Genomic DNA, 1,945 nt, shown 5'->3' on the forward strand with positions numbered 1-1,945 from the left:
TGCGCTCGTCGGTCTATATCGCTGGCGGCGCGGCCGGCGTTGCAGCCGCCTTCAATACGCCGCTTGCCGGCGTGGCTTTCGCCATCGAGGAACTGGCAGCCGCCTATGAGCAGCGCATGACGCTGCTCGTCATGGCGGCCGTGCTGATCGCGGGCATGGTCAGCCTGGGAATCGCCGGCGACTACATCTATTTCGGCGCGATGCGCCAGACCCTCGGGTTCCAGCAGGCCCTCATCGCCACGCCCGTCGCGGGGATCCTGGGCGGCATCGCCGGCGGTGCATTCTCGCGCCTGATGCTTGCTACCGGCACGAGTACGATGCGGCCGATGGCCCGGCTTCGTGCCCGGCCAGTGCTGTTCGCCACGTTTTGCGGCACGATCGTTGCCGTGCTCGGCGTCTCTACCGGCCTGACCTGGGGGACGGGCTACGATACCGCCCATGGCATCATCGCCGGAAAGGACGTGCCGATCTGGTTCGGCGCGGCCAAGTTCGTGACGACCCTGGCAACGGCGGTTTCCGGCATCCCGGGCGGCATCTTCGCCCCCTCGCTCTCGATCGGGGCCGGCATCGGCGATCTTCTTCGCGGGATTTTCCCCGGCTATCCCTCCGGCGCCGTCGTGCTGCTGGGAATGGTCGCCTATTTCACCGGCGTGGTGCGCGCGCCCTTGACGGCGGTCATCATCATCTCGGAAACCACGGCGAGCCGGGGACTGATGATGCCCCTGCTGGCTTCCGCGCTCATCGGCGACTTCGCAGCCCAGTTCGTGTGCAAGGAAAAGCTCTACCACGGGCTGTCGCAAAGGTTCCTGGCCAAGTCGTAATCCGATCAGGCGCGGTTCATCGCGCCGTGCTAGCTTGTGGTGCTTCTCGCCAAAGGATCGCCGATGCTGATCATGGACGCGCCCGACCTCGCCGACCGCGATGTGACCGATCATGGGCTCTATCTGAAGAGGCGACAATTCATCGCCGGTATCGCCGGGCTCGGTCTTGCCGCATGCGGCGAAAGCAGCCCGGCATCGGCGGCGGCGCTCCGGTTCAAGCCCAACCGCATGGCCATCGACGAGGCCAGGACGCCCCTCGACGATGTGACCGGCTACAACAACTTCTACGAATTCGGAACCGGCAAGGAAGATCCGGCGAAATATGCGGGCATGATGCGCACCCGCCCCTGGACGGTCGCCATAGATGGCTTGTGCGAACGGCCGGGCCGCTATGGGATAGACGACCTCATCAAGCGCTTTCCGCTGGAGGAGCGGATCTATCGCATGCGCTGCGTCGAAGCCTGGTCGATGGTGATCCCCTGGGTTGGTTTTCCGCTGGCCAGCCTCATCAAGGCCGTCGGCCCCAAGAGCGGCGCAAAGTTCGTCGCTTTCGAAACGCTGCGCGATCCCCGCCAGATGCCGGGGCAGCGAGGCTCGGTGATCCAGTGGCCCTATCGCGAGGCCTTGCGGCTCGACGAAGCGCTCCATCCGCTGGCGCTGCTGGCGGTGGGGCTCTACGGGCAGACCCTACCGAACCAGAACGGTGCGCCTATCCGGCTTGTGCTTCCCTGGAAATACGGGTTCAAAGGCATCAAGTCGATCGTGCGCATCCGCTTCACCGATCGGCGCCCGCAAACCAGCTGGCAGATGATGGCGCCGCGCGAATACGGGTTCTACGGCAATGTGAACCCCGCCGTGGATCACCCACGTTGGTCGCAGGCCAAGGAACGGCGCATCGGCGAATTCTTCCGCCGCAAGACCTTGCCTTTCAATGGCTATGCGGAGCAGGTGGCCAGCCTTTATCGCGGGCTCGACCCGCGCCAGCTCTACTGATGGTGCACGCAAGGCGGCCGATCTGGCTGCGACTGGAATCCGCGTTCGTCTGGCTCCTGTGCGCAGCGCCGCTGGCCTTGATCCTCTGGTGGGGCTTCACCGGCAATCTCACCGCCAATCCGGTTGAATTC

General features: G+C 65.0%; 2 protein-coding genes. Both read left to right on the plus strand.

Going from position 1 to position 1,945, the window contains the following annotated elements; genetic code table 11:
- A partial coding sequence (locus RT424_RS10085) for a chloride channel protein (RefSeq protein ID WP_313437184.1) occupies nt 1-821 on the plus strand: 821 nt, incomplete at its 5' end.
- A gap of 63 nt (nt 822-884) precedes the next feature.
- Nucleotides 885-1,814 carry a protein-methionine-sulfoxide reductase catalytic subunit MsrP gene (gene msrP, locus RT424_RS10090; RefSeq protein WP_313437186.1) on the plus strand — a complete coding sequence of 310 codons (930 nt, stop codon included), beginning with the start codon at nt 885-887 and terminating at the stop codon, nt 1,812-1,814.
- Nucleotides 1,815-1,945: the final 131 nt, after the last annotated feature.

This window comes from Novosphingobium sp. (assembly GCF_032093395.1).
Classification (GTDB): Bacteria; Pseudomonadota; Alphaproteobacteria; order Sphingomonadales; family Sphingomonadaceae; genus Novosphingobium.